Origin of the sequence: Commensalibacter oyaizuii (assembly GCF_029953265.1) — a bacterium.
Classification (GTDB): Bacteria; Pseudomonadota; Alphaproteobacteria; order Acetobacterales; family Acetobacteraceae; genus Commensalibacter; species Commensalibacter oyaizuii.
Window position 1 is genome coordinate 2,306,976 of record NZ_JASBAO010000001.1, and the last position, 23,496, is coordinate 2,330,471.

The 23,496-nt window shown below is 34.8% G+C and carries 25 protein-coding genes, 1 other RNA gene and 1 pseudogene; 18 read left to right on the forward strand and 9 right to left on the reverse strand.

Features of this window, described 5'->3' with window-relative positions; genetic code table 11:
- Positions 1–110: 110 nt before the first annotated feature.
- Both pdxS and pdxT read left to right on the forward strand, forming a co-directional pair.
- On the forward strand, positions 111–998 hold the full coding sequence (gene pdxS, locus QJV27_RS10580; RefSeq protein ID WP_281448893.1) for a pyridoxal 5'-phosphate synthase lyase subunit PdxS: 888 nt from the start codon (positions 111–113) through the stop codon (positions 996–998).
- 1 nt (position 999) lies between these two features.
- Positions 1,000–1,575 carry a pyridoxal 5'-phosphate synthase glutaminase subunit PdxT gene (pdxT, locus tag QJV27_RS10585; RefSeq protein ID WP_281448894.1) on the forward strand — a complete coding sequence of 192 codons (576 nt, stop codon included), beginning with the start codon at positions 1,000–1,002 and terminating at the stop codon, positions 1,573–1,575.
- A 41-nt stretch (positions 1,576–1,616) separates the two neighbouring features.
- Here the strand turns inward: pdxT and QJV27_RS10590 are convergent, their stop codons facing one another.
- The gene (locus QJV27_RS10590) at positions 1,617–1,982 is read right to left on the reverse strand and encodes a hypothetical protein (protein WP_281448895.1); all 366 of its coding nucleotides are present in this window, start codon (positions 1,980–1,982) and stop codon (positions 1,617–1,619) included.
- Positions 1,983–2,185: 203 nt separating this feature from the next.
- On the opposite strand from QJV27_RS10590, the gene QJV27_RS10595 reads away from it, so the two are divergent.
- Together QJV27_RS10595 and QJV27_RS10600 are read left to right on the forward strand one after the other, a co-directional pair.
- Positions 2,186–2,329, forward strand: a complete 144-nt coding sequence (locus tag QJV27_RS10595; RefSeq protein WP_281448896.1) for a hypothetical protein — start codon at positions 2,186–2,188, stop codon at positions 2,327–2,329.
- A 42-nt stretch (positions 2,330–2,371) separates the two neighbouring features.
- Positions 2,372–3,028, forward strand: coding sequence for a hypothetical protein (locus QJV27_RS10600; RefSeq protein ID WP_281448897.1), 657 nt, complete (start codon positions 2,372–2,374; stop codon positions 3,026–3,028).
- A gap of 264 nt (positions 3,029–3,292) precedes the next feature.
- On the opposite strand, the gene QJV27_RS10605 is transcribed toward QJV27_RS10600, so the two are convergent.
- A complete protein-coding gene (locus QJV27_RS10605; RefSeq protein WP_281448898.1) occupies positions 3,293–3,904 on the reverse strand; it encodes an ankyrin repeat domain-containing protein in 612 nt (203 codons plus the stop codon).
- Between the two features lie 184 nt (positions 3,905–4,088).
- A complete protein-coding gene (gene tgt / locus QJV27_RS10610; protein ID WP_281448899.1) occupies positions 4,089–5,204 on the reverse strand; it encodes a tRNA guanosine(34) transglycosylase Tgt in 1,116 nt (371 codons plus the stop codon).
- A 296-nt stretch (positions 5,205–5,500) separates the two neighbouring features.
- Here tgt and QJV27_RS10615 point away from each other — a divergent pair, with 296 nt between their 5' ends.
- From QJV27_RS10615 to QJV27_RS10655, 9 genes and pseudogenes are all read left to right on the forward strand, one after another.
- Positions 5,501–7,324, forward strand: coding sequence for an HsdM family class I SAM-dependent methyltransferase (locus QJV27_RS10615; RefSeq protein WP_281448900.1), 1,824 nt, complete (start codon positions 5,501–5,503; stop codon positions 7,322–7,324).
- Between the two features lie 12 nt (positions 7,325–7,336).
- Positions 7,337–7,543 (forward strand): hypothetical protein, encoded by a 207-nt coding sequence (locus QJV27_RS10620; RefSeq protein WP_281448901.1) that lies wholly within the window; start codon positions 7,337–7,339, stop codon positions 7,541–7,543.
- Positions 7,544–7,584: 41 nt separating this feature from the next.
- Positions 7,585–8,043 (forward strand): annotated as a pseudogene (locus QJV27_RS10625) (restriction endonuclease subunit S); the annotation flags it as partial.
- A 141-nt stretch (positions 8,044–8,184) separates the two neighbouring features.
- Complete coding sequence (locus QJV27_RS10630; RefSeq protein ID WP_281449012.1) at positions 8,185–8,712, forward strand: restriction endonuclease subunit S; 528 nt, start codon at positions 8,185–8,187, stop codon at positions 8,710–8,712.
- A 153-nt stretch (positions 8,713–8,865) separates the two neighbouring features.
- A complete protein-coding gene (locus tag QJV27_RS10635) occupies positions 8,866–9,846 on the forward strand; it encodes an aldo/keto reductase (RefSeq protein WP_281448902.1) in 981 nt (326 codons plus the stop codon).
- Positions 9,847–9,975: 129 nt separating this feature from the next.
- Positions 9,976–10,443 carry a hypothetical protein gene (locus QJV27_RS10640; RefSeq protein WP_281448903.1) on the forward strand — a complete coding sequence of 156 codons (468 nt, stop codon included), beginning with the start codon at positions 9,976–9,978 and terminating at the stop codon, positions 10,441–10,443.
- A gap of 24 nt (positions 10,444–10,467) precedes the next feature.
- The gene (locus tag QJV27_RS10645) at positions 10,468–10,935 is read left to right on the forward strand and encodes a hypothetical protein (protein WP_281448904.1); all 468 of its coding nucleotides are present in this window, start codon (positions 10,468–10,470) and stop codon (positions 10,933–10,935) included.
- A gap of 242 nt (positions 10,936–11,177) precedes the next feature.
- Entirely contained in the window at positions 11,178–11,657 is a 480-nt protein-coding gene (locus QJV27_RS10650; RefSeq protein ID WP_281448905.1) for a hypothetical protein, read from the forward strand.
- A 158-nt stretch (positions 11,658–11,815) separates the two neighbouring features.
- The gene (locus QJV27_RS10655) at positions 11,816–12,280 is read left to right on the forward strand and encodes a hypothetical protein (protein ID WP_281448906.1); all 465 of its coding nucleotides are present in this window, start codon (positions 11,816–11,818) and stop codon (positions 12,278–12,280) included.
- Between the two features lie 6 nt (positions 12,281–12,286).
- Here the strand turns inward: QJV27_RS10655 and queA are convergent, their stop codons facing one another.
- From queA to ssrA, 6 genes are all read right to left on the reverse strand, one after another.
- Complete coding sequence (queA, locus tag QJV27_RS10660) at positions 12,287–13,336, reverse strand: tRNA preQ1(34) S-adenosylmethionine ribosyltransferase-isomerase QueA (protein ID WP_281448907.1); 1,050 nt, start codon at positions 13,334–13,336, stop codon at positions 12,287–12,289.
- Between the two features lie 79 nt (positions 13,337–13,415).
- Positions 13,416–13,889, reverse strand: a complete 474-nt coding sequence (locus QJV27_RS10665) for a hypothetical protein (RefSeq protein WP_281448908.1) — start codon at positions 13,887–13,889, stop codon at positions 13,416–13,418.
- 38 nt (positions 13,890–13,927) lie between these two features.
- The gene (locus QJV27_RS10670; protein ID WP_281448909.1) at positions 13,928–14,530 is read right to left on the reverse strand and encodes a hypothetical protein; all 603 of its coding nucleotides are present in this window, start codon (positions 14,528–14,530) and stop codon (positions 13,928–13,930) included.
- 626 nt (positions 14,531–15,156) lie between these two features.
- Positions 15,157–15,759: an NAD(P)H:quinone oxidoreductase gene (gene wrbA, locus QJV27_RS10675; protein WP_281448910.1), complete on the reverse strand. Its 603-nt coding sequence runs from the start codon at positions 15,757–15,759 to the stop codon at positions 15,157–15,159.
- Positions 15,760–16,133: 374 nt separating this feature from the next.
- Positions 16,134–16,673 (reverse strand): SspB family protein, encoded by a 540-nt coding sequence (locus tag QJV27_RS10680; protein WP_281448911.1) that lies wholly within the window; start codon positions 16,671–16,673, stop codon positions 16,134–16,136.
- A 75-nt stretch (positions 16,674–16,748) separates the two neighbouring features.
- Positions 16,749–17,053, reverse strand: a transfer-messenger RNA (tmRNA) gene (gene ssrA, locus QJV27_RS10685).
- 138 nt (positions 17,054–17,191) lie between these two features.
- Here ssrA and QJV27_RS10690 point away from each other — a divergent pair.
- The 5 genes from QJV27_RS10690 (at position 17,192) to QJV27_RS10710 (ending at position 23,346) form a co-directional block, all read left to right on the forward strand.
- On the forward strand, positions 17,192–18,577 hold the full coding sequence (locus tag QJV27_RS10690; protein ID WP_281448912.1) for a DUF945 family protein: 1,386 nt from the start codon (positions 17,192–17,194) through the stop codon (positions 18,575–18,577).
- A gap of 137 nt (positions 18,578–18,714) precedes the next feature.
- Positions 18,715–20,460 carry a hypothetical protein gene (locus tag QJV27_RS10695; RefSeq protein WP_281448913.1) on the forward strand — a complete coding sequence of 582 codons (1,746 nt, stop codon included), beginning with the start codon at positions 18,715–18,717 and terminating at the stop codon, positions 20,458–20,460.
- Positions 20,461–20,736: 276 nt separating this feature from the next.
- Entirely contained in the window at positions 20,737–22,137 is a 1,401-nt protein-coding gene (locus tag QJV27_RS10700) for a hypothetical protein (RefSeq protein WP_281448914.1), read from the forward strand.
- Between the two features lie 87 nt (positions 22,138–22,224).
- Positions 22,225–23,157: an FAD-dependent thymidylate synthase gene (gene thyX / locus QJV27_RS10705; RefSeq protein WP_281448915.1), complete on the forward strand. Its 933-nt coding sequence runs from the start codon at positions 22,225–22,227 to the stop codon at positions 23,155–23,157.
- A 39-nt stretch (positions 23,158–23,196) separates the two neighbouring features.
- A complete protein-coding gene (locus QJV27_RS10710) occupies positions 23,197–23,346 on the forward strand; it encodes a hypothetical protein (RefSeq protein ID WP_281448916.1) in 150 nt (49 codons plus the stop codon).
- Positions 23,347–23,496: the final 150 nt, after the last annotated feature.

Sequence of the window (23,496 nt, forward strand, 5' to 3'; positions counted from 1 at the left end):
GCATTGTTAGTTATTGTTTAAAATTGGATGGGTAAAAAACAATCCAATTGGATGTTTTCTTTTTACTCTTTTTTCTTCATGATACCGTTAATTTGTTAATGGAGAGAAAAATGAACAAAAAAATTGGATCAGATACCGTAAAACGTGGCATGGCGCAAATGCAAAAGGGCGGCGTTATTATGGATGTTGTTAACGCTGAACAAGCAAAAATCGCCGAGGCAGCAGGTGCTGTGGCGGTTATGGCTTTGGAACGGGTTCCTTCTGATATTCGTGCGGCGGGTGGGGTTGCTCGTATGGCTGATCCAACCATTGTTGAAGAAGTGATGAATGCGGTAACCATTCCTGTAATGGCAAAAGCACGTATCGGTCACATTGCCGAGGCCCGTGTGTTGGAGGCAATGGGTGTTGATTATATTGATGAAAGTGAAGTATTAACCCCAGCTGATGATGAATTCCATTTATTGAAAAGCCAATATACTGTGCCTTTCGTTTGTGGTTGTCGTGATCTTGGTGAAGCACTCCGCCGTATTGGCGAGGGGGCTTCTATGCTGCGTACCAAAGGCGAACCAGGCACAGGCAATATTGTTGAGGCCGTGCGTCATATGCGTATGGTGCAGGGACAAATTAAAGAAGTGGTTGGTGCGTCAGAAGATGAATTGATGGTTATTGCCAGAGATTTGGGTGCCCCTTATGAATTGTTAAAGCAAGTTAAAGAATTGGGAAAACTTCCTGTTGTAAATTTTGCTGCGGGTGGTGTTGCAACCCCAGCTGATGCGGCTTTGATGATGTCTTTGGGTGCGGATGGTGTCTTTGTAGGATCAGGTATTTTCAAGTCCAACAATCCAGAAAAATTTGCCCGTGCAATCGTGCAGGCCACTACCCATTTTGAAGATTACAAAATGATTGCTGAAATTTCAAAAGGTTTGGGCGAGGCTATGAAAGGCATTGAGATGAAAAATCTAAGCGGTTCAGATCGTATGCAAGATAGAAGCGAATAAAATGGTTAAAAAAGTTGGAGTTTTAGCCCTGCAAGGGGCGGTCAGTGAACATATCAGTCAGATTAATCAACTGGGCGGACAAGGAATTGCCGTTAAAACTCCAGCTGATCTGGCAACGGTTCAAGGGCTGATTATTCCTGGTGGTGAATCAACGGCGATCAGTCGTTTGATTCAACAAGTGAATTTATATGAACCGATCCAGGAATTTGCCAAAACCAATCCTGTATTTGGAACTTGTGCGGGGTTAATCTTGTGCGGTTCTGGCATTACGGATGGTGGAGAGAAATTGAAACCATTAAACCTGATCGATATTGCGGTAACGCGGAATGGTTTTGGTCGTCAAATTGATAGCTTCGAAGTGGATTTGGATATCGAGAACGTCGGCAAAGCCATTCCCTCCGTCTTTATTCGGGCACCCTATATTGCATCGGTTGGCAAAGATGTAAAAGTCTTGGCAACTTACGAAGATAAAATTGTCATGGCTGAACAAGGGAATATCTTGGTCAGCTCTTTCCATCCAGAACTGACCGATAATAACCAGGTCATTGGATATTTTATGTCCAAGATTGCTGGCTAGGGTTTGAGAAGCTGTGGTTAATGTCGACCACAGCTTTCGTTTTATTTACCAATATTTTTGCCAAATAGTTCTTTTTCTATGCTTAAATATTCTGAAGATAAAGGCCGACCTTCTTTACGCATACTTTCAATAAATTTATATACTAATTTGTCAGATTGATTTGCTTTGTATAAGTAAGTGATAATAACTTTTGTACCTTGATAGTTGATACCAAGTGTTTTATTTAAAGTAGTTTCAAAATCTTGATAAGTAAAAGTCTCTTTTTCATCAAAATTGTTTAAGATATTCATAAAAATTTCAAATTGATTGCGAGACCAATTATATTCTAAGATCAATCGATCAAACTCATTTGGATTTAGAACATATCGTTTTAAAATTTCAAATTGGTATTTTTCTAATTCATTCATGTAATTTATTTTCTATTATGATATTAAAGATCTTTGATTATAACTATTTTTTTTGTTTTGATAAAATAATTTTTATGCAACTTCTTAAAATGATTATATATTTTATTCTTAATGCTCCATTTTGGCTTATAAGAAAATTACTCATAGATTTAACTAACTTTCGATATATTTTATGGTATAGTATTGGGATTTCTTTTTTTTGTATGATAACTTACGTCACTTGTGTTGAAGCATTTGAAGCCGTAGATCACACTGTCAATGCACCTACTAAAAATGCATTATATGGTAAGCCAACAGAGAAAAGTAAACCTTCACCTTGGGAATATGGTTACGTATTAACTACATAAGAAAATTAGGATTAAATTTATGTTTTAAATAGCGCAATGCAAATGCTATCAGAGCATAAGCCTATTGGGAAACAAGATTTTTTTACTAAAATTGATGTTGAATTGGATGATTACTCTTCAGAAGCTGCAAAGCTCATTTATCAAAAGGGTATTTTTAATCTTATTGTAGAGCATTATGAGTATGTTAGTAGTCTGAAACTTGATTATTATAATAAATATGCTTGGGTTCCTGGTTCTGGTCGAGGTGGTGGATATTACAGAACACTTAATGATGAAGAAAAAGAGAATATCCATAATGCAAAAGCTGAAATCATTAACCGTTTACGCAAACGTCAAAAACCGTGGAGTAATGCTTCTGTTACATTAGTCAGTGATGATGCACAGCGTGAAACGTTAACGCCATATAGTATTATTACATCTTGGAATGCTAATATTTTTAAAAATGATTTAAATCTGACTTTGTTAGAAAAAAAGATGACACCAGCTTCTGATGAAGAGAAATGTGATAAGGGAGAATATATTTACACATGGGACAAAGACCCCACGGTTCAGATTTCTTTTTATATGGGTTGTATTGAACCTAATAAAGCATCACAAGATCAGAATTTTGTTCCTAATAATTTTATGATTTCAATAAAACAGGTTTCACAAGAAAATCCTGAAATAAAAGCACGTAAAGAACAAGAGAAAAAAGAATAAATTCTACGATTGTCAGATATTAATTAGCAGGAATAATTTCCATCTTATTACCCTTGAAACTAATGTTTATAAAGAGATGGAGAGGGAGATTATTCAACCAATATTGGACGTTTGTAATTAACTTAACATTAACAGATTTTAAAAACTCAGAAACTGTTTAAATATGATTAAGATTACAGAACAATGACGATTAAATTAATAAAATCAAACGCGATTTTATCCTATATTCATATATAGGTTTTATCGCGCTTAATCTTGGATTTGCTATTCTTTTGCGCCTGCTTTGATCAATAAATCAACCATCTCTTGATAGCCTTTTTTCTTGGCATGCTGTAATGCGGTTACGCCTTCGCCATCGGGGATATTTACGTCTGCACCGCCCTTAATCAAAATATCAGCGATTTCAGTATATAGAGGCGACCCATTTCCTAAAATAATGGTTTCTAATAATGCGGTCCATCCTAGTTTATTAATATGATTGGGATCAACGCCAGCTTTTAATAAAATCTTGACGGTTTCTGGATGACCTTTCTCAGCAGCAGGAATAATCGTATTCCCACCAAAGCGATTAGTATCTTTGATATTTGCACCATGCTCTAGGGTCAATTTCAAGATATCGTTATACCCTTGTGCACCTGCCAGAAGATAAGGTGTATCTTGGATATTATCTTTGGCATTCACATCCGCCCCAGCAAAAATTAATATTTTTGCAATCTTTGCATGGTTTTGTTGAGTTGCAATCATTAATGCTGTTCTGCCCTGTTCATCGCGTGCTTCTATTTCTTCTGTTTTAACAAGTTCCATGACTTTTTTGACATCATGATTACGAACAGCTTCGTGTAAAGGTGTTGATTTTGCGTTATTTGTATTAATCATAGTAACCCCTATAATGAAAATAGTTATAAATATGTAACATAATCTTTTGGTCAGTTTATAACGAAAACCCATGATATTTCCTATGAATGTGAAATATAACCTTTAATTTATCGGTATATGATATTAAATTTATTTTCATGGTTATAAAAATAAATTTAATATTACTGACTTTTTATAACTATTTTTATTGTGCCCAGTTGGCACGTAATGTTGCTGCAATTTCAGAAAGATTGTCATCGATAATTGCTTGTCGTATAATACGCATCAGGCGTTGATAATAGGCAATATTATGCCATGTCAGCAACATTGCCCCAAGGATCTCTTTACTACGGAATAAATGGTGAATGTAAGCACGGCTGTGTTTGGAACATGCGAGACAATCACATTCTGGATCAATAGGATTGGGGTCATGAATATGACATGCATTTTTCATATTTAACGTGCCATAACTGGTATAGGCACGACCCGTTCGTCCAGCACGGGTGGGCATGACGCAATCAAACATATCCACACCACGTTCAATAGCCCCAAGCATATCATCAGGTGTACCAACCCCCATCAGATAACGTGGCTTGTCTGTCGGCATTAAATGGGTGGTAAAATCAAGGGTGGAAAACATTTGTTCCTGAGGTTCGCCAACAGCCAAACCCCCAATGGCATAGCCTTCAAATCCTATATTGGTTAAGGCTTCGACACTTTCAGCACGTAAATCAGGTTCAGTACCGCCTTGGATAATACCAAATTGGGCATAACCAGGGCGGTTTTTAAATTGCTTGCGTGAACGTTCCGCCCAGCGCATTGACATTCGCATTGATTTAGCAATGGCCTCATAACTGGCAGGCAAGGCCGGGCATTCATCAAAGCACATGGTTATAGTAGCATCTAACAAATATTGAATATCGGTTGAACTTTCTGGGGTTAACCGATGTGCAGATCCGTCAATATGTGAACGAAAAGTAACACCATCTTCATCAAGTTTGCGCAAATCCCCCAAAGACATGACTTGAAATCCACCGGAATCTGTTAAGATCGGGCCAGGCCAATCCATAAATTTATGTAATCCCCCAAGTTCATGAACCAATTCAGCCCCAGGGCGTAACATCAAGTGATAGGTATTTCCCAATACAATGCCAGCACCCGTAGAGCGAACCGCATCCATTGTCATGGCTTTGACAGTGCCAACCGTGCCAACGGGCATAAAGGTGGGTGTTTGAACATCACCATGCGCAGTATGCAACGTTCCCGCACGGGCATTTTTATGTTGAGCTTGTTTAGTCCAGTGGAATTTTAGTTGGGTCATATCAGTTATTTAAATAAAATTAAATGGATAAGGTTCTTTATATAAATTTATACGCTGAAAAGAAATATAATTTTATATATTATTAGATGAGGATTCTATTATTAAAGGATACTTCTAATGAAATAACAAAGTTATGGAAATGGTAAATTTAGGCAATTATTTACTGAACTTGTGTAAATTTTTCAAATCGTTATATTATATTAATAATCAACGATAATTATGGAACACATCTAATTATAATAGCTTAAAAATATTTTTTATTCAATTATTTAAAGAAATTAGAATAACACAATAAGATGAACACAAAAAATAAAAAATCTATAGAACCCAATATTGCAGAACTAGGGAATGGTTGGCTTAAATCCTATAATTTGCCTTATAGGTTAGAGCAAGAATCTTTAAATGCTGAAATAGATAATGCTTTAAATGATTATCATTCTAAAAGAGGTGGCGTTGGCGCTAATCGTCCAGATACTAAGCTATTATTGCAAGATGAACAATTGAATTATTATCCAATATTAATTGAATATAAAGGATATAAAGATAAGCTAGTAAAACTAGATAGCCAGAATCAAGTTGCTAATAAAAATGCGAAAAACGAACAGCTTTTTGGAAATATTAATTCATATGCCGTCAATGGTGCTGTTCATTATGCAAACGCATTGTTACATCATACCAGTTATACAGATATTATAGCGATTGGAATGACAGGATATAAGGATGAACGGAATAAAATTGTTCATGAAATTGGTGTTTACTATGTTTCAAAATCTAATTTTGGTATTGGACAAAAAGTAGGTGAATATTCTGATTTTTCTTTTTTATCCAAGAAAAATTTTCAGAGCTTTATAGAAAAAATTAAAACGTTAAATCTATCGCCAGAGGAAATTAATAAACTTAAAGAGCAACGTGAAAGAGAGATAGATGCCAGTTTAGTTAAGCTGAATAATGATATTTATAAAAATGAAAAAGGATTAGGAGAAAGTGATCGTGTCTATCTTGTTGCAGCGACGATTATTGCAACCCTTGGTATCCCTGGCAAAGTCAGACCTCTTGAAAAATCAGAGTTAAAATCATCAGACGAACAAGGTTACCGTGATGGGGATATTATTGTCAGAAAGATTAAATCATTTTTAAATGAAAAACATATCCCACAAGAAAAAAAAGACTTTATTAATAGAGCGTTTGAAAATGTATTGCTTGCTGAAAATCTTAATAAGGTTACCAATGGAGATGGAGAAAGCCAACTTAAACGTGTTTTTACTAAAATCATTGATGATTTAGGGATTTATTACAAAATTAACCTAACCACTGATTTTACAGGAAAACTGTTTAATGAAATGTACAGTTGGCTTGGTTTCTCCCAAGATAAGTTAAATGATGTTGTGCTTACCCCCTCTTATGTTGCTTCGCTATTAGTGAAATTGACAAGAGTTAATAAAGATTCTTATGTTTGGGATTTCGCCACAGGTTCGGCAGGTTTGTTGGTGGCTGCCATGAACGAAATGCTTAATGATGCAAGGGCAACGATTACCTCTCCTGATGCGTTATATCAAAAAGAAATAAAGATCAAAGCTGAACAATTGCTGGGTATAGAATTGCTTCCCAGTGTTTACATGTTGGCAATCTTAAATATGATTTTAATGGGAGATGGCAGTTCTAATATCTTAAATATGGATTCATTGGTGGATTTTACAGGGAAATATGGCTTTGGAGATACGTCTCAAAATTTTCCAGCGGATGCTTTTATATTAAATCCACCTTATTCAGCCCCTGGCAATGGGATGAATTTTGTAGAGCAAGCCCTGGGGATGATGAACAGGGGATATGCCGCAATCATTATACAAGGATCTGCTGGGTCTGGCAAAGCCAAAGACTATAACAAAAGAATATTAGAAAAACATACGTTGTTGGCAAGTATAAAAATGCCAATTGATTTATTTATTGGAAAGTCCAGCGTTCAGACCTATGTTTATGTGTTTAAAGTAGGGGAAAAGCATGAGAAAGACGAAATTGTAAAATTTATTGACTTTTCAAATGATGGATATACACGAACCAATCGTAAAAAAGCCAGTAATAATTTAAAAGATACGGATAACGCCAAAGGCAGATATGAATAGTTGGTAAGTTTGGTGCGTTTTGGTAAAAGTAAATTAAAACTATTTACTGATTCAGAATATTATGAAGGGCATATAGATCTAACGAACGGAGCAGATTGGAATCAAACGGCACCTATTGATACAAAACCAACCTTGGAGGATTTCAAAAAAACAGTTAGTGATTATTTGGCGTGGGAGGTCAGTAATTTACTGAGAAATAATAAACCCTTGGGAAAGTAGAATCCCCACTTAACGAGAAATTAAAAAAAGTTAAGTGGGGCGAGTATAAAATTGGGGATTTGTTTGAGGTACAAACATCAAAAAAACGGTTTGATGCAAATAAAGTATCTGTTTTGAAAGATGGAAAACATCCATATGTAGTAAGAATGGGTACAAATAATGGGAGTAAAGGGTTTCTAAACGAAGATGATATTTATTTAAATGAAGCAAATACAATTTCTTTTGGGCAAGATACAGCTACAATATTTTATCAAGAAAAACCATATTTTACTGGTGATAAAATAAAAATACTCAAAGCAAAGTTTGAAAAATTTAATAAAAAAAATGCTCATTTTTTTATTGCTATAATGATAAGGGCTTTTAGTTTGTTTTCTTGGGGAAGTTCTAGCTTTAATGTGAATATTATTAAATCGCAAAAAATCCAACTTCCTATTGACAACGGAAAAATAGATTTTGATTTTATAGAAAATTTTATAGCAGAGCTAGAAGCTGAAAGGGTAGCAGAGCTAGAAGCTGAAAGGGTAGCAGAGCTAGAAGCTGAAAGGGTAGCAGAGCTTGAAGCTTATTTGTCTGTAACGGGTTTAAAGAATTATACCCTAACCACAGAAGAGCAAAAAGCTTTGGATGATTTTAATAATATTATGTTTGAAGAGCACAATATTATTGACTTATTCACTATAAAGAATTCTAGAAATATTTTATCTAGAGATATTAAAGAAAATAGCGGTCAAACGCCTTACTTATGTGCAAGTAGTGAAAATAATGCCGTCAGTTCTTATATTTCTTATGATAATAAATACTTAGATAAAGGGAATTGTATTTTTATTGGTGGAAAAACATTCGTTGTAACCTATCAAGAAAAAGATTTTTATTCAAATGATAGTCATAATCTCGTTCTTTATATGAAGGATGATAAAAGAAAGAGTAAATTAAATCAGTTATATTTAGTAACTTGTATCAACAAGAGTTTAAAACATAAATATTCATGGGGTGATAGCATTAGTAATAAAAAGATTCAACATGACAAAATATCACTTCCAACGCTAAACCATGAACCTAATTACGAGATAATGGAAGGCTTGATATCAGCAGTTCAAAAACTGGTTATCAAAGATGTTGTTTTATATGCCGACAGAAAGATCAATGCGACAAAATCTATTGTTAAATAAAGGGGATAATATTCTGCAATTTAAATTTCTTCTTAATTGTTACAGTTATATTGATGATTATTATTCATAATAATATCTTTATTTTTTGTCTAATCTTTTTACCTATAGAATGATAGTCTTTGTATAGTTGTTAAAAATATAAGGAAAACAAGTATGCACTATCGTTCATTAGGCACACAAGGATTAAAAGCCTCTGCTTTGGGATATGGATGTATGGGGTGGGGATATAGTGGTGGCATCAAATTAGATGCTGTTACGTTTATTCGTCAAGTTGCCGATCAAGGAATTAATTTTTTTGATACCGCCGAAGTCTATGGTCCGTATGAAAATGAAGAATTGGTTGGTGAGGCATTACATCCCATTCGCGATCAAGTGGTGATTGCGACTAAATTTGGGTTTAATATTGTTGACGGTCAGATCAAAGGCGTTAATAGTCATCCAGATCATATTCGTCAGGTTGTGGATGCTTCATTGAAACGATTAAAAACAGATTATATCGATTTGCTTTATCAACATCGTGTTGATCCTAATGTGCCAATTGAAGAGGTTGCGGGAACAGTCAAAGCATTAATTGCCGCAGGTAAAGTTAAATATTTTGGTATGTCAGAAGCTGCAGCAAAAACGGTTCGGCGTGCGCATGCTGTGCAACCTGTTTCTGCTTTGCAAAATGAATATTCTTTGTGGACACGCCAAGTGGAACATGATGGAATTTTGGAAACATGTGCAGAATTGGGTATAGGGTTGGTGCCATTCAGCCCATTAGGCAGAGGATTTCTAACGGGGACTTTAAATGCCAATTCTACTTTTGATCCAAAAGATTTGCGCAGCGTTTTTCCATGTTTTACCGCCGAAGCAATGCAGAAAAATCAAGGGTTAATCGAATTGCTACAACAAATTGCTGATGAAAAACAAGCAACATTGGCACAAATTGCTTTGGCATGGTTATTAGTGCAAAAACCTTGGATTGTTCCCATCCCTGGAACTACAAAAATGCATCGATTAATAGAGAATATCGGCGCATTGGATGTGAAACTGACCTCAGAAGAAATTCAGAAAATACGTTTGATGGTTGAAAGTTTTAATGTGGAGGGTAATCGTTATCCCGACGCTGTTTTAGCGATGACGGGGTTGTAAATCAAATAGGAGCATTGGATTATTAGATTTTAATGATATATTTAGATGTATGATTTAAAGTTTTCTATAAAAATTATATTTTTTATTCTATTATATGATTGATTGAAAAATATAATTTTTGGAAAATTAATGAAAAAGATAGTTCTTGCTTTATCACTTGTAATTGTACCATTAACCGCCAAAGCACAAACAGAAGTTTCAGATGAAATTATTCAAAATGCAGCCGAGGAGTTAAAGCCAGCATTATGTAATAATGATTTGCGCAAAGCGATTGGGATTACGCAAGATTGTTATAAGGCATCTAGGCATGCAGAAATTGATAAGATCAATCAATGCGTTCTGGAGGATTTTATGACCAGTGGATTGGTAAAAATGAAACGTACCAAAGCTGAAAAAAATGGAGAGACAGACCCTTATTCAGATATAGAATTTGTTAATCCAGATAATGTAAAGTTGAGATTAATTAAATATAGAAATTCATATTCATACGACAATAAAGCATCAGAAATAATGCGTAAAAAACTTTATAATGACACAATGCGTGTTGCCCTTGTATTACACAAAGGTGGTTGTTTTAATCCGAATGAAATTCATTGAATTATAAAGGACAAAAGAGCATAAATGAAAAAATTTATAATGGTTTTATTAATGATGCTCTTTCCATTAACGATATATGCTTCTTCTGGTGAAGATCAAGTTATTCAAGCAGCAGCAGATGAATTACAACCTGCTTTTTGTGCGAATGATTTAAAACAAGCCATTCAGATTGTTGAAAGATGTTATCTTCAAGTTGATAGAGACGGCCAGCATCGCAATATGAATCAATGTGTTGCTGCGGATATTGTTGTTGCGTATATAATTAATCACAAACAAAAAGAATATTTTGATGTTTATAATAAAGATCCGTATTCAGCATTTATGGATAGCAAGAATATAAGTGATCGCACGTCAAAATATCCTAATTTTTTGGATCAAATTCAAGAGGCTGATGATGATATGAAAGTAATAGCAATCTATGATAAAGTTAGTCTGGATGTAACGGCTATTTTAAAACAAAAAGGTTGCTTTGATTTTTATAATTTAAAATAACTTGCTTTACTTCATTATAAATGCATCCTTATTAAACAAGCATCTCTGTAAGGATAAAAAAATATGCATGTGCAGTAGAGGTTAGTCAAATATAGAATTCATATTCATATAATAATAAGGCATCAGAAATAATGCGTATAAAACTTTATAATGATACGATGCGTATTGCCTTTGCATTACATAAAGATAACGGCTTTAATCCGAATGACATTTATTAAATTATAACTTTAATGAATAAAAATATGATGTATAAAGTGAAGAAAATTTTTATTGTATTATCACTAGCTTTGTTTCCCTTTGCGGCGTATGCGCAAAATCAAATTTCTGATGAAGTTATTCAAAATGCAGCATATGATTTAAAGCCTGCATTTTGTGCGAATGATTTGAAACAAGCAATTCAAATTGTTGAAAGATGTTATGCGAAAGTGGATGAAGATCCAGAACATAAAAACATCAATCAATGCGTGACGGAAGATATATTTTTGATGAGTGTATTTATAATAAAGAGAAAACAATATTTTGATAAAGCTCAGACTGATCCATATGCTGGTTTAGAGTTTGCAAAAATGAAAAATTATGTTGGTAGAATAACAAAATATCCTAGTTTTATTATGGATATTAAACGGGGCTCAGGAATGAAACAAGTAGGTGAAACGGGAGGTGGAAAAATCGCAAAAATTTTGAAGCAAGATAATTGTTGGAATCTTAATAAATTAAAATAATTTCTTATACAGACGTCCTTTGGTCAAACATATATTGTCATAGGAACAATCATAATTATATCAGACGTGTGATAGATGCTATAATTACATTATATTGATAAAATTCACCAAAATTAGTAATGTAATGAGTGTATATACAAAATATAGAAAAGAATAAAATGAAAAAAATTATTGTGGCTTTATCACTGGTATTGCTCCCATCCACAGCCCACGCTCAATCTGGTGGCGATCAAGTCATTCAAGCAGCTGCGGATGAATTAAAACCTGCTTTTTGTGCGAATGATCTGAAGCAAGCAATTCAGATCGTTGAGGGATGTTATGCGAAAGTAGATGAAGATAGTGAAAAATATAATATGAATCAGTGTGTGATAGAGGATCTGGCTGTTGTGGTTACAATTAAAAAAAAGCAACAGCAATATATCAATAATTATCAAACAGATCCATATAGTAGTTTAGATTTTATACAAACAAAAAGTATAGCAATGAGAGCGTCAAAACACCCTAATTTTATGAGTAACTTGGTAGAATCAAATGATGTAAAAAATGCAGGTTTAACAGCAGTAATAAAAACAGTGAAAATTTTGATGAAAGAAAATTGTCTTGATCTTGATAAATTACAATAATTTCTTTTACATAGACTGACCTTCAATCAAACAAGCATCTCCATAGGAATAAAAACGATATCCACTTTGAATGGCATGTTGATAAGCATGTCGCAATTTTTCTGTTCCTCCAAAGGCACAGACCAACATAAACAATGTCGATCTGGGTAAATGAAAATTGGTCATCAGCATATCAACCGCTTTGAATTGATAGCCTGGAAGAATAAAGATTGAGGTTTCTTTGTGAAATGGATGAATAATTCCATGTTCATCAACAGCACTTTCCAATAAACGCAAAGAGGTCGTGCCAACAGCAATAATACGGCGTTTTTCTGCTTTGGCTTGATTTAAGCGTTTGGCAACTTCTGGGGTAATAATGCCATATTCTGCATGCATGTGATGATCGTTAATATTATCACTACGCACAGGTAAAAACGTGCCAGCACCCACATGCAGGGTTAATGTTAATCGCTCAACGCCAATTTGATCAAGCTCTGTTAATAGTTCATCGGTAAAATGTAACCCAGCTGTTGGTGCTGCCACTGCACCAGGGTGATGAGAGAATATGGTATGGTAATCTTTTTCATCTTGTTCCGTTGGTCCTTGCGGACGTTCAATATAAGGGGGCAGGGCAAGTTGACCAATATTGCGCAACCATTCATCAAAGGTATCCCCTTCGACGCTGAAACGAATAAAGCCACTACCACCGGTTTCCAGCTCATCAACCGTTGCGTAGACATTACCATCAGGGAAATCTAGCTTATCACCGACTTTTAATCTTCTGCTATTTTTAATCAAAACATGCCAACGACCATCGCCCATCGGGCGATCCAACGTAATACCAATATGGGCTGCACCGCGCATGGCGGATAATTTTGCGTGAATGACTTTGGTATCATTCGCAACCAGTATATCGCCTTCGCGAAAAAAAGAGGGTAGATCACGGATGATTTTGTCTTCTAGATTATGCTGAGCAGGAATGTAAAGTAACTTAGCCAGATCTTTGGGGCGCATAGGGTGATGCGCAATAGAGTGCTCTGGTAAGTCAAAATCAAAATCAGCCGTTTGGTCAGTCATTCTAAATCATCCATTGTCATCTGGCGGAGAGTTACTATGCCTATAGATAACGAACGACAAGAATTAATCAAGAGCGATCTTATTTCTGACAATGTTTTGCGAGACTTTGTAATGGATTACGATCGTCAATATAAGGTGCCAGACCATCGCCAATATAATAGAGCAATCCAACCCCTTTGTCGGTGGCATATTGCGCAGGCTGTCCACCAAAGAAATAAGAAGAGTCAGCAACCTTCTTAATCCGTTCCTCAAAAGCGCGTTCATTAATAAATGATTTGTCAAGTTCAGGAGGGAGTTGGCGACCATCCTTTGCCATTATTAAAATTATGTCTCCAGCAACACAAACCTCAATATCAGCACTATTGATATTTGTTTTTTTATAGCATTTTTGCACATCCTTAATCAGCCCGTTTAATCCTTTTTGACACACAATCGGTGCATATCGATTGATAACTTTTTGAGCATTTTGTGCAGACATCTGTTTTGAGGATATTTGTGCGTTAGCTGTTACAGGAAGAAGTAAAACCGTGAAGGTTAAGAGGAATTTTTTCATAATGGTTGCTTGATACAAGTTTCAAATAAATCATATTATTAAGGTTTTTTTGAATGATAATAAAAATGATTTCCTTTTTTTAAAGGGTTTTCGCAGTATTCAGTTTGTTGATTATACCAATCATAAAATGGGATTGTTAATTTTTGATTGCTATATTTTTTCCAAGCATGGATTAACTCAAAATATGTTTTAAACTCTTGCATATAAGCTTGTTGATCTGTTTCGCATGTAATTTGAGGGATAAGTCCTGCAAGAATGTCTAGGATTTCAAATGAATCGTTTAAATCCCCGATAAAAAAAGACTCATTCAGATGATGTGTCGAGAAATATAATCGTTCAAGATAAAAGTTGATGATTGCGTTGAGGCAAACTTGATTGTTTGAATCTATTGCAAATCCTTTTTGGTAATAACTTACATCTTGCGCTAAAAATCCAAGCCATTGATAAATGATAGCAGATGGTTCGCTTAATTTTTCCCACTCTTGTAAAAATTGTAGAAGATATTTTGTTAAACGATAATTCGGCAGCGTGTATATTTCTGTGTGATGATAAAGTAATGGAAGTAATTCAAGTGCAATTTTCTTTTGATCTTCAAAAGGCAGCGCTTCACAGTTCTCAACAAATTTATTAATTTTTTGCAATGAAATTTTTCTTAAGCCAATTTCTTGATAATGGCAATATTCAGAGAATAATTCAAAATTACCCTTTTCTTTGTAATATTCTGCAATTTGTTTTAAATTCTCAAATTGATGCGACTTTTGGTACGACATAATAAAGAATATCCTGCATTCCATTTTAAATTTATAATGAAAGCTTTTTACATAATGTTAACTGATGGAAATAATAGATTGTTCGTCTACAAGGCAATAAGGAATTGAATGTTATACAAATATAGACAAAATACCGCAGGAAAAGCAACTTTATAATAATAGGGGTAGGAAGATGATCCTACAACAATATGATCTGCCAGGCTATCAACGTATCGTGGAGCTATATTATTATAGTATTTCTTATGAAGAAGGAAAAATGGCGTATAATTTTAATGTAATTGCATTAGTTTATATAAATAGTCAAAGGCAAGCATTTAATTTTTTGACGTAGAGCTGGCTTGAATATTGCAATTTATTGTATAAGGTCAGATATACAAGGTTTGAATTGATTGAAAAATATCGTGAATAAATCTAGAAAAATAATGTGGATCAGCGTGTGATAGAATATTTATTTTTAGGTTTAGAATATGATTTTACTCTAAACCTAAAAATATGCGTTAAGAAACTAGCTTATTTGTAATTTCAGCAACATGCTTGCCATAAAATTTAGCACCATCTAATTCATTTTGAGATACTGCACGAGATCCATCAGGGCCAGCAATGGTTGATGGACCATAAGGCGTTCCACCCGTGATTTCTTTGATTTCTGATAAACCAGGGAAAGAGAAGGGAAAGCTAGCAATTGTCATACCATAATGCATTAAATTAGTGATTAACGACATCAAAGTTAACTCTTGGCCTGCATGTTGTGTGCCTGTGCTGGTGAATACACCACCAACTTTGCCAATTAATGCACCTTTTGCCCATAATCCCCCTGTTTGATCCAGAAAGTTTGCCATTTGTGATGAAATACGTCCAAAACGCGTGCCTGTTCCGATGATGATACCATCGTAATCAGCCAATTCATCTGGTGTTGCGATAGGGGCTGCTTGATCGGTTTTAAAGTTGTGCCGGCGGGCAGCTTCTTCTGGTACTAATTCTGGTACTCGTTTGACTACTGCGCTTGCGCCAGTTTGTTCAATTCCTTTGGCAATGGCATAAGCCATGGTTTCAATATGGCCATAGGAAGAATAGTATAAAACAAGAATGCGTGCAGACATAATATGAACCTTTATAATAAGATGAAAAGTAATTTCATGACTATTAGGATATTCTATTAGAAAAAAAAGATAATCTTTTATTTTGTAAAAATATTTAAAACTGACAGTGTTAAATATAATCACTTTTTTATAAATTGATTAAAAAGTCATTTTCTTTTTATATGAATTCGCCGTTATTATTGCTTAAGATAATATAGATGACAATTTATTGTTATTTTATTGGTAATTTATCAAATAATTTAATGAAAAAGTGCTAAGTATGGTTTTTGATTGCAATATTATTTCTTATATGTAAGATTATTCTTGTTTTATTGTTGTTACACAACATAATGATTCTACTCTTCAGAGTCATTATGTTGTGATCAATAAACGAATTACTTTTTACGAAAAGCATCTAAGCTTACCACTTGGGAATCTTCTTTTGTCTCTGAAGTGTGACTTTGAAGTATTGGATCATTTTTATGGGGCGGTGCCTCTGTAACTATAGAGACAGGTGCAGGCAATGGTCGAAAACCTAGGGATAGTTTTGCTTCAGGATCGGCAAAGTTAGTAATGGATCCAAATGGAATGACTAGTGTTGATGGTATCCCACCAAAAGAAAGACCTACCGAAATAATTTTTGTTTTTTCGTCAACTATCAAATCCCAAAATTGATGCTGCAATACAATAGTGATTTCATTGGGGTATTGGGCTTTTAATCGATCAGGAATGTCAACGCCAGGATAGGTTGTTTCAAAAGTTATATAAAAACTATGGTTATTTGGTAAGCCGTTAATAGAGATATACTGCACTGCACTGATCATAACTTGACGATATGCAGTCTCGATCCATTCTTGATAGGGTAACAAGATTTGAGGCGGATTACCATCATTTCCGTCGAAACCATTATTATTTGATCCATTTGAATGTGTCATTACGTAAATTATCTCTAAATTGGGGAAATATAAAATTAAGAAAGAACCTAAAGCTTGATAGAAGTAGATAGATCAAGCGAGGGGCTTCTGTTGCCCGGTGCCCCCCAAACCGCGCTTGTTACATTGGCTTATTAGGCCGCAACAGCGTGTGCCTCGAAATTATCGTTGGCATTTGTAAAAAACAGCCCGATAACGGTGGTACAATACCGAGCAAAAAATATATCTTTACTACGCGTGTCGATCCTATTTCGTCCCCATAAATGGTGGAGACGCCGGGTACCGCCCCCGGGTCCACTACGCTTATTCCATATACCGTTTATTGCCATAGTTGGAAAACCAACACTTACAGTATAGTGGTAATTGATTTGTAAAAAAAGGGGGATCGTGTAATTTTTTTTATATTATAGATTGTAAGTAACATAATATATTTTTTTGCTGGATTTACTTGTTTATCATGTTATGCCAAATATAATTGATATTATTATTTATTGTTCGCAATAATTTATTAGGAAAAACGAATGAGTAAAGCCGCGATCGCTGGAGGTATTATTATTGTTATTGCTGCTGCAGGGGGTGGGGGATACTATTACGCCTCTCAACAAGCAGAACAAGCATTGCAAAATCGAATTAAGCAAATTGAAAAGCTTGCCCCAGGGGCATCGCTGACCTATGCTGGTTCGAATGTTAGTGTTTTGTCCAAAACCGCAACCTTAACCAAAGTTGTTTTTAAGGATGCAAAGGGTCAAGAATATGACGCCGAAAGCGTTGCGTTTACGCCAGATTCTGAAGATAAGTTATCCAAAGTCGTTATCGAAAAATTTCATACTGTGATTGACGGCGGTACAATCAATATCGGTCGGATTGACGTTAATAATTTTGATTTAAATTCAGGTGCGATTGTTATTGCTGACGGCAAGATTGAAAAAATTATTCCATCTAAGGCACGTTTTGATTTATTAAATATTCAAGATGTTAATTTCACCGCACCAGATAAGACAACAGGCACTATTGGTCAGTTCGAAATCAAAAATTATGGATTAAATCGTCAGTCTGATCAGTTAATAAAACAAGTCAATATTAACATTGCTAACATCGCTGCTGCTGACAAGGGTGATTTTCTTAAGATCGGAAAGATACAGTTAGATGGTATGCAATTTGCAAATGCGGTTCAAAGCATCGAACATCGTACTCCTCCTAAATCTTCTCCGGGGGAACCGAAGTTTGCCAGTATAGACGGTGTTGAAGCCCAACTCCAAGGGAAGAAATGGGCCTTGGCTAAATTTGAAGCAAATAATAGCAAAGAAAGTAACGGTGATTTAAAAAGCCGTACTACATTTAATGGCATGGTTATCAACACGCAAACCAATTATGCACTGGCTCCTATCAATGCGCTTGGTTATAAAACGCTGGATTTATCAGGTAGTATTGAAGGTAATTATAAACACGATACCAGCCAGTGGTCTTTTGATCCTCTTGATATCAACGTTACTAATTTTGGTAATGTTAAAGCATCTTTTAAATTTAATGGCCCTGAAAGTCTGTCTGCCAATAATCCGCAAGAGATAGTCAGCAAGTATGCATTGGTCTCATTAAAATTAACATTACAAAATGAGGGGCTTGTGCAGCATCTTTTAGAAAGTAGTGCTAAACAAAAAGGTGTTACAGTTGAACAAGCAAAGGCAACTTGGATTGATTACTTCAAATCAGACATGAATAATTCGCCTATTCCATTGCAAAAGCAAGGGGATCAAGCAATTATTGATGTATTAACAAATCCTAAGACTGCGATTATGGTCGACGTGCAGCCAAAGGCACCCGTCACTGCAATAAGCTTGATGCGAAAATCTCCGAAGGAGATCTTTGATGCTTTAAATGCAACTGTTAAAACACAACTACCAAAATAGTTAGTTATAGATAAAAACATCAATTAATAGAAACGGCATGTACTATATTCATGCCGTTTTTGATATGGAAGTATTTTGTATGCTTATGCAAAATATCGAGTAACAAAAAAGAATAATAACATTTCGGAGGGGATTTTATGAGTAAGGCAGTCATAATAGGTGGAATAATTGTTGTTGTTGGGTCTGTTGGGGGTGGGGGATATTATTATGTTTCTCAGCAAGTTGAACATAAGTTTCAAGAACAAATTAAAATTATTGAGCATGCAAATCCAGGAAGCTCGCTTACTTTTGCCAATCACTCAATTAACGTATTTTCTCAAAAGGTTACACTAGATAAAGTCCAATATACTCAAAAGGATGGGACTGTTTATAATGCTGATCAAGTGGATATTACGTTGGGTGCTGATCATTCATTATCAAAATTATCTGTTAATGCATTATCTGGGCATGACAAGGAAAATCTAAATCAATTTAGTGCTGCCCACGTCGATGTTGATAATTTCAAGGCTGAACCAGGAGCATGGGTTGTGAAAGATGGGCATCTGGAGAAGTTATATCCATCGAAAATAAAGTTTGATTTACTAAATATCGGTCAGCTTCAAGCAACTACAAAAGATGAAGTTTTGAAATTTGGCGAATTTCAAATAAAGGATTTCGGAGTTGGTCGTAAAACAGATATTATCCTAAAGCAACAGGATATAAAAAGTACCGATGATACTCATAAATATCAAGCTACCCTTGGTAATTTCCAAGTTTATAAAATAAATCTTGCAGATATTTCTAAAATCATCGAAACACGTTATCAAGAGTTACAAAGCGATCAAACAAAAGAAGCCAAAGTAAAAGCTACCTTAAATATTTTATCCCAAGTAAATTTTGCATTATTAAATATTGGTGATTTTAAATTGGCATCAGAACCACCCAACGATTTGTCGATGGGGTTAAAGCAATTTCAAATAAAGGATTACGGTACTAACCAACTTGGTAATATCACGTTAAATCAGCTTGATATTTACAACGTTGATGGCAAGCCAGATAATTATTTGAAAGTTGGTTCTTTTGATAGTGGAAAAATATTACTTGCTTTGACGTTTAAGAATTTAAGTCAAATCAAATGGGATAATTTGTACAATTTTTCCAAGCAATTTTCCGATATTCAAGTCGAAGAAATGAAAAAACTTGGTGCTATGACGACTTCGGCTAATCTTTCTGATGTTGCTTTCGGATTTGAGGGTAACAAAATAGATTTATCAAAATTTGAAGTGATAGGAACTCAAGATACAAAAGGGGATATAAAAGCAAATTATCGTCTTAATGATTTGAAAATGAATTTTTCTGATCAGGATAGGGACGTCAAAATCTTGATAGATATGGGTTATAAAACCTTAGAATTCTCTGGTATGATGAATGTTATATACCAAAAAGATATCAGCCAATGGACATATACGTTTGACAATGTTGCTATAAAAGATTTTGGTGCGCTAAATCTTACTTTTAAAATGATTGCCCCCTTTAATTTTGGGTCCGAAAATCCTATGACATTAATGTTGAATCCTAATCTAAAATTCGTTGGGTTCAATATGAATTTATTAAGTAAAGGGATTATTCAACGTTTTATTGATTATACTGCTAAAAAACGGGGAATTTCTGTCGATCAGGTAAAAGAAGGGATCATCTCAGAAATTAAATTAAGAGCAGAGGCAAAAAGCTCTGATGTTGTGCTTCAACAATTATGTCAAGCTGCTATCGAAATTGTTCAAGACCCACAAAAAGCTTTATTGATTAATATTAATCCACCTTCCGCTGTGCCTTTTATCAGCATGATGGGTGCAAATAGCAATCAGGTTGCAAAGCAATTAGATATACAAATTAAAGCACAATAACAGGATTTAATCTTAATTCTTGTCAGGCTATAGAAATTTGCATTTCTATAGCCTTTTTCATTCTAAAAGTGAAAAATAAAAACCAAGAAAAAAGTTGACCGTGTAAAATCGCATTGGTTCTTTGCAGTGATAAACTTTGAATGAAACGGATTTTACTACTTATCAATTAATTTCGTAACAGAAACGTTAAATAAAAAAGTGCTTTTGATCTTTATTTAATCTATAAACAGTTTTGAGATAAAATTACGTTCGTCAATCAGTAAGCTCATAAAAAGAATGAAAAAGAAGTTATTACTTGCCCTTGTGATTTTTGCGCTATTTATTTGGGTTGGAAACAAAGCCTATCAGATTGCACATGACCACGCTCAAAAGACATTAATACACGTCAAAGACCGCTTAAAGCAGCTAGCAGGATCAAAGGGTCATTATTCTTTTTCTAATGCTCATATCAGCTGGTTAACTCAGTCTGTTAATATTGATAACGTTGATTTAGTTATTAATAAAGATATTCACGTCACTGCTAGAATGGTTAAAGTCTTCCCAAAAGCTAGGGGGCAAATGACATTATTGTCAATAAACGATTTAAAAATCAATTCTCCTCTTTTTTCAGGAACGATTGCCTCATTAGCGATAAATAATTTAACGGTCCCTTTATTTAACAAAAATGCTACTGATAACTACACTCTAAATTTAAATGATATTTTAAATATTTCATACGAACAGGTAACGTTAAGAGGCGCATATTTTAACACCCAATGGGGTAAATTTCGTGTCGGCGCTTGGCAGATATCACGTGTTGGGTCGGCAAAGAAACGCCCCTACGTGTTTTATAATGTTGATATCGCACCCAAGATATGGGCGAAACAACAGTCTTTTTTGGATGTGATTCATCTTGATCAATTAATACTAGAGATGTCAGATAATCGACAGTTTCACGAAGAAGAACGAATAGCTTCTATTTTAATGAATACGGATTACGCTGTGAAGGCATATGGGGTTACGGGATTTCGTTTTCATAAACGGCGTTTTTCACTAGGGATATTTAATGGTCATATTTCCCGTCAATCTTCCACATGGGAAGGGGAGTTTTCTGGAGAACAATTTGGATATATTTTAACCCCAGCAACCAGTTTATTTGGTGAATATTTGAAAAGAATTGGTTATTCCACCATTGTGGGATCATTTCACGCCAATTTTACGTATTATATGGACAGTCACTTGGTTGCTTTGCATCAACTTAAATATTTTAGCAAAGATTTTCTGGGGATGAATCTACAAAGTCGGTTTTATTTAAAATCTTCCTTACCAGAATGGATAGGGGGAGATTGGAAAAGTAATATTTTATTAAAATCTTTTACCTTATCTTTGTATGACACAGGACTAAAAGATCACTTATTTAGTGTTATTTCTGCTAGTTCTGATCAACCAAAATGGCGAATTTTGCAGGACACATTAAAGAAATTTGATTCTTATGCCGTTGGAAAAGATTTTGAATTGGATCGTCAATTTTATAAAACACTGGCGGATATTCTGCGCAATCCAGATAATATGATGCAACTTTCTCTTGTGTTTGCTACATCAGAACAGATTAATAATTTATTGAATATGAATTTTTTAGATTTCTTTAAACTGATTAATCAGAATAATATGAGTATAGTTGCTGTTCGTAAGAATTAGTTGTATGAAAAAGTATGATCTAATATTGTCTGATCTTGGTTAAGATCAGTGTTTTGTGTTTTTCATTTTGTATAGTAGAGACAAATTATGGCCCTTACCTCCGAACAACAAGCAGAGATTGAAGCACAATCAAACCTTCAGATTCCAACAAAACGTCCTGTATCCCCAGGGTTGGAGGCAATGCTCTATAAACCTATACCTGTCTTAGATCACGGTTTTGTTCGTGTGGTGGATTATATGGGGGACGATTCTTCTATTGTTCAAGCAGCGCGGGTTTCTTATGGTGCGGGAACAAAGAAGGTTTCGGAAGATCGAGGATTAATTCGATATTTAATGCGTCATCATCATACAACCCCTTTTGAAATGTGCGAAATTAAATATCATGTGCGTTTGCCTATTTTTGTCGCACGTCAGTGGATTCGTCATCGTACTGCCAGTGTAAATGAATATTCAGCCCGTTATTCAATTATGGATCGTGAATTCTATATTCCAGAGCCAGAAGTTCTCGCTGCTCAAAGTAAAGTGAATAATCAGGGCAGAGGGGATGTGTTGTCTTCTGAACAGGCGGCGGAAGTTTTGTCTTTATTAAGACAAGATGCACAACAATGTTACGATCATTATGAGACCATGTTGAACCCTGCCCAAGAGGGGGGGTACGGTTTGGCAAGAGAATTAGCCAGAATGAATTTAACATTAAATAGCTATAGCCAGTGGTATTGGAAAATCAATTTACATAATTTATTTCACTTTTTACAATTACGTATCGATCCACATGCACAATATGAAATACGTGTTTATGGTGAAGCCATGTTAAAAACAGTTCAAGCATGGGTTCCATTAGCTTGTGAAGCTTTTGAAGATTATCGTCGGGGTGCTGTAACGTTTTCGGCATCTATGATGAAAATTTTAGGTCGTATGCTTAATGGCGAGCAAGTTCAACAAGAAGATAGTGGTTTGACAAAACGCGAATGGACTGAGATGATGCAAATGCTGGAACCCTATTATCATAAATCGATTTGATGATGTTCAAGCGATCGAAGTTTAAAGGAAGAAAGTTACATGCAAAAAATTGTTTATTGTGGGGCTATAGCATTGTTATTTGTTATTGTTGTGGCGTGCATGTGGTATTTTCCAATCGGTCGAGATTTAGAAGCGGATAAAGAATTCTTGCATAAACCTCCCATTCAAATTCCTGCGCAAGAACATTAAATCTTTTCAAGTTGTAATGTGTTTTAAAAAAGGTGATCAATGTATCACCTTTTTTTATGAGGTTGATTGATAACTCAAGCAAATATGATAGGCGACCTTTAAACAAAAAAAAGTGATCTATCTTACCCCTATTGTGGCGTAAATTGATGG